Origin of the sequence: Actinoplanes sp. NPDC048791 (assembly GCF_040650095.1) — a bacterium.
Classification (GTDB): Bacteria; Actinomycetota; Actinomycetes; order Mycobacteriales; family Micromonosporaceae; genus Actinoplanes.
The window spans coordinates 1-4777 of the sequence record NZ_JBEZGQ010000667.1 but is presented as its reverse complement, the minus strand read 5'-3'; the positions used below and the strand labels follow the sequence as shown (position 1 = coordinate 4777).

4 protein-coding genes are annotated in these 4777 nt (G+C 69.0%); all 4 read left to right on the top strand.

Features of this window, described 5'->3' with window-relative positions:
* Positions 1-652: F0F1 ATP synthase subunit delta (locus tag AB0C29_RS34070; RefSeq protein WP_360829078.1), on the top strand; the 652-nt coding region annotated here is incomplete at its 5' end.
* 80 nt (positions 653-732) lie between these two features.
* A complete protein-coding gene (gene atpA, locus AB0C29_RS34065) occupies positions 733-2385 on the top strand; it encodes a F0F1 ATP synthase subunit alpha (protein WP_360829075.1) in 1653 nt (550 codons plus the stop codon).
* A 3-nt stretch (positions 2386-2388) separates the two neighbouring features.
* Complete coding sequence (locus AB0C29_RS34060; RefSeq protein WP_360829071.1) at positions 2389-3318, top strand: F0F1 ATP synthase subunit gamma; 930 nt, start codon at positions 2389-2391, stop codon at positions 3316-3318.
* On the top strand, positions 3315-4760 hold the full coding sequence (gene atpD, locus AB0C29_RS34055) for a F0F1 ATP synthase subunit beta (RefSeq protein WP_360829068.1): 1446 nt from the start codon (positions 3315-3317) through the stop codon (positions 4758-4760). The genes AB0C29_RS34060 and atpD overlap by 4 nt, the downstream gene beginning before the upstream one ends.
* Positions 4761-4777: the final 17 nt, after the last annotated feature.

Below are 4777 nucleotides of genomic sequence, written 5' to 3'. Positions count from 1 at the left end.
GCGCAGCGGTGCCGACCGGGCCGAGCTGGTTCGCTCGCTGCTCGCCGGCAAGCTGGGGGAGACCGCCGTGGAAGCGGTGGCGACCCTGGCCAACGGCCGCTTCAGCCGGCCGGCCGAGCTGCTCGACGCGGTGGAGCGCCTGGGCGTCGACACCGTGCTGGCGGCCACCGAGAAGGCGGGCGAACTCGCCGAGGTCGAGGACGAGCTGTTCCGCTTCGGACAGGTCGTGTCGGGTGACTCCGAGCTGGCCGTGACGCTCGGCGATCCCGGCGCATCGATCGACCGCCGCGTTAAGCTTGTCCGGGACCTGCTGAAAGGCAAGGTCCGGGTGGGCACGGGGCGGCTCATCGAGGTGGCCCTCGAGGGATTCGGCGGCCGCAGCTTCGAGACCTCGCTGAGCCGGCTGGTCGAGCTGACCGCCGCGAAGCGGGACCGTCAGGTCGCGTACGTGACGGTTGCCAAGCTCCTCGACGACGCCGAGGAGCAGCGGCTCGCCGCCAAGTTGTCCGACATCTACGGTCGGCAGGTGACGCTGAAGGTCGATGTGGATCCGAGCATCATCGGCGGGGTCAGCGTCCGTGTCGGCTCCGACCTCTACGACGGCACGATCCTGCGGCGACTCAACGAAGCCCGGCAGGCGTTCGCTAAATAGTTTTTCCCCTCGGTGGCGGCGACGTCCCGAGCACGCCCTCGGCGGCGGCGACGCCCCGAGCCGACTAGAGAAGGCAGAGGATGGCCGAGCTGACCATCTCCTCGGACGAGATCCGGGGGGCGCTAGAGCGCTACGTCTCGTCCTATTCGCCCGAGGTCTCCCGCGAGGAGGTCGGCATCGTCTCCGATGCGGGCGACGGCATCGCGCACGTCGAGGGCCTGCCCTCGGCGATGGCGAACGAACTGCTCGAATTCGAGGACGGCACGCTGGGTGTCGCCCTGAACCTCGACGTCCGCGAGATCGGCGCCGTGGTGCTGGGTGACTACACCCACATCGAGGAGGGTCAGCGGGTCAAGCGGACCGGCCGTGTCCTCTCGGTCCCGGTCGGCGACGCCTTCCTGGGCCGCGTCGTGGACGCGCTCGGCAACCCGATCGACGACCGTGGCCCGATCGAGAGCGAAGGCTTCCGCGAGCTCGAGCTGCAGGCCCCCAACGTCATGTCCCGCCAGCCGGTGAAGCAGCCGCTGCAGACCGGCATCAAGGCGATCGACGCCATGACGCCGATCGGCCGCGGCCAGCGCCAGCTGATCATCGGCGACCGCAAGACCGGTAAGACCACGGTCGCGCTCGACACGATCATCAACCAGCGGGCCAACTGGGAGTCCGGCGACCCGCAGAAGCAGGTCCGCTGCATCTACGTCGCCATCGGCCAGAAGGCCACCACGATCGCCAGCATCCGGGGCACGCTCGAGGCCCAGGGCGCGCTGGAGTACACGACGATCGTGGCCTCGCCGGCCTCCGACCCGGCCGGCTTCAAGTACATCGCCCCGTACACCGGCTCGTCCATCGGGCAGCACTGGATGTACAACGGCAAGCACGTCCTGATCGTCTTCGACGACCTGACCAAGCAGGCCGAGGCGTACCGCGCCGTGTCGCTGCTGCTGCGCCGCCCGCCGGGCCGCGAGGCGTACCCGGGCGACGTCTTCTACCTGCACAGCCGTCTGCTCGAGCGTTGCGCCAAGCTCTCCGACGAGCTCGGTGGCGGCTCGATGACCGGTCTGCCGCTGATCGAGACCAAGGCCAACGACATCTCGGCCTACATCCCGACCAACGTCATCTCGATCACCGACGGTCAGATCTTCCTCGAGTCGGACCTGTTCGCCTCGGGTGTGCGCCCGGCCATCAACGTCGGCACCTCGGTGTCCCGCGTCGGCGGTTCGGCGCAGGTCAAGGGCATGCGCCGGGTCTCCGGCCGGCTCCGCCTCGACCTGGCCCAGTACCGCGAGCTGGAGGCCTTCTCGGCCTTCGCCTCCGACCTGGACCGGGCGTCGCGGGCGCAGCTGGAGAAGGGCGTCCGCCTGGTCGAGCTGCTCAAGCAGCCGCAGTACTCGCCGCTGTCGGTGGCCGAGCAGACCGTCGTCATCTGGGCCGGCACCACGGGCCAGCTCGACGACATCCCGGTCAGCGACGTCAAGCGTTTCGAGGCCGAGCTGCTCGACTGGATCAAGCGCAACCGCAGCGAGACCTTCACGGCGATCGAGTCGACCGGTCAGCTGACCGACGAGCAGGTCGAGACCCTGCAGAGCGGCGTCAACGAGTTCAAGGTGCTGTTCAAGCAGGGCGAGACCGGCAGCAACGTCGGTAACGAGGCGCAGGCCGAGCCCCTGGCGGACGGCAGCGAGAGCCGCGAGACGGTGACCCGCGAGGTCCGGCCCAGCACGGACGAGAGCTAAGCCATGGCCGGTCAGGTACAGGCACTTCGGCGGCGCATCCGCACCGTCAAGTCCACCAAGAAGATCGCCAAGGCGCAGGAGCTCGTCGCCACCAGCCGCATCGCCAAGGCGCAGGAGCGGGTGACCGCCTCCAAGCCGTACGCGGAGGCGATCACCGAGGTGCTCACGGCGCTGGCGTCCAACGCGTCGGTCGACAACCCGCTGCTGCAGCCGCGTGAGCGGGTGCGGCGGGCGGGTGTCCTGCTGATCACCAGCGACCGAGGCCTGGCCGGCGCCTACAACGCCAACGCGATCCGCACCGCGGAGCAGCTGATGGCGCGCCTGCGGGCGGACGGCAAGGAAGTGGCGCTGTACATCGTCGGCCGCAAGGGCGTCGGGTTCTACCGCTTCCGCAACCGGGCGATCGAGACGAGCTGGACGGGCTTCTCCGAGCGGCCGTCGTTCGCCGACGCCCGCGCCATCGGCGACGCGCTGCTCGAGGCGTTCGTCGCGGGTGCGGACGACGAGGACGGCCACTACGGTCCGGACGGCATCCAGGGCGTCGACGAGCTGCACATCGTCAGCACCCGGTTCAAGTCGCTGATGACCCAGGCCGCGGAGGCGCGCTTCCTGGCGCCGATGCAGGTCGAGGAGCGCGAGCGCGAGCCCGGGCTGCGCCCGGCCTACGAGTTCGAGCCCGAGGCCGAGGAGCTGCTGAACGCGCTGCTGCCGAAGTACCTCAACACGCGGATCTACGCGGCGTTGCTGGACTCGGCGGCCAGCGAGTCGGCCTCCCGGCGCCGGGCGATGAAGAGCGCGTCGGACAACGCGGACGACCTGCTCAAGCGGTACACGCGCGAGATGAACTCCGCGCGGCAGGCTGCGATCACCCAGGAAATCAGTGAGATCGTCGGCGGCGCCAACGCGCTGGCCGCGGCGGGAAGTGATGGATGATGACTGCTGTAGCTGAGCCCACCAAGACGCAGGCCGGTGTCGGTCGCGTAGTCCGGGTCATCGGCCCGGTCGTCGACGCCGAGTTCCCCCGCGACGCCATGCCCGACATCTACAACGCGCTGCACGTCGACGTGACCCTGTCCGAGGGCACCAAGACGCTGACCCTCGAGGTGGCGCAGCACCTGGGCGACAACGTCGTCCGGGCCATCTCGATGCAGCCCACCGACGGCCTGGTCCGCGGTTCCGAGGTGCGCGACACCGGCTCCGGCATCTCGGTGCCGGTCGGTGACGTGACCAAGGGCCACGTGTTCAACGCCCTCGGCGAGGTCCTCAACGCCGACCCGGCCACCCTGGACATCCAGGAGCGGTGGAGCATCCACCGCAAGCCGCCGGCGTTCGCCGACCTCGAGCCGAAGACCGAGATGCTGGAGACCGGCATCAAGGTGCTCGACCTGCTCGCGCCGTACGTGCGCGGTGGCAAGATCGGCCTGTTCGGCGGCGCGGGCGTGGGCAAGACGGTGCTCATCCAGGAGATGATCATCCGCGTTGCCCGTAACTTCGGTGGTACGTCGGTGTTCGCCGGCGTCGGCGAGCGCACCCGCGAGGGCAACGACCTCATCCTGGAGATGGAAGAGGGCGGCGTGCTCGACAAGACCGCGCTCGTCTTCGGCCAGATGGACGAGCCGCCGGGCACCCGCCTGCGGGTCGCCCTGACCGCGCTGACCATGGCGGAGTACTTCCGGGACGTCCAGAACCAGGAGGTGCTGCTCTTCATCGACAACATCTTCCGGTTCACCCAGGCCGGTTCCGAGGTGTCGACGCTGCTCGGCCGCATGCCGTCCGCCGTGGGTTACCAGCCCACGCTGGCCGACGAGATGGGCGAGCTGCAGGAGCGGATCACCTCGGTCCGGGGCAAGGCGATCACCTCGCTGCAGGCGATCTACGTGCCCGCCGACGACTACACCGACCCGGCGCCGGCCACCACCTTCGCCCACCTGGACGCGACGACCAACCTCGAGCGGTCGATCTCCGACAAGGGCATCTACCCCGCCGTGGACCCGCTGGCCTCCAGCTCGCGGATCCTGGCGCCCGAGTTCGTCGGGGCCGAGCACTACGCGGTCGCCCGTGAGGTGCAGCGGATCCTGCAGAAGTACAAGGACCTGCAGGACATCATCGCCATCCTCGGTATGGACGAGCTCTCCGAGGAGGACAAGGTCACGGTGCAGCGGGCCCGCCGCATCGAGCGCTTCCTGTCCCAGAACACGTACGCCGCGGAGCAGTTCACCGGCGTTCCCGGCTCGACGGTCCCGCTCAAGGAGACCATCGAGGCGTTCAAGAAGATCAGCGAGGGTGAGTACGACAACTACCCTGAGCAGGCCTTCTTCATGTGCGGTGGCCTCGAGGACCTCGAGAAGAACGCACACGAGCTGATGAAGGGCTGATCCTGACGGATCATCTC

Coding starts and splice junctions, on each gene's coding strand:
- atpA (WP_360829075.1), top strand. CDS start 733: ATGGCCGAGCTGACCATCTCCTCGGACGAGATCCGGGGGGCGCTAGAG.
- AB0C29_RS34060 (WP_360829071.1), top strand. CDS start 2,389: ATGGCCGGTCAGGTACAGGCACTTCGGCGGCGCATCCGCACCGTCAAG.
- atpD (WP_360829068.1), top strand. CDS start 3,315: ATGATGACTGCTGTAGCTGAGCCCACCAAGACGCAGGCCGGTGTCGGT.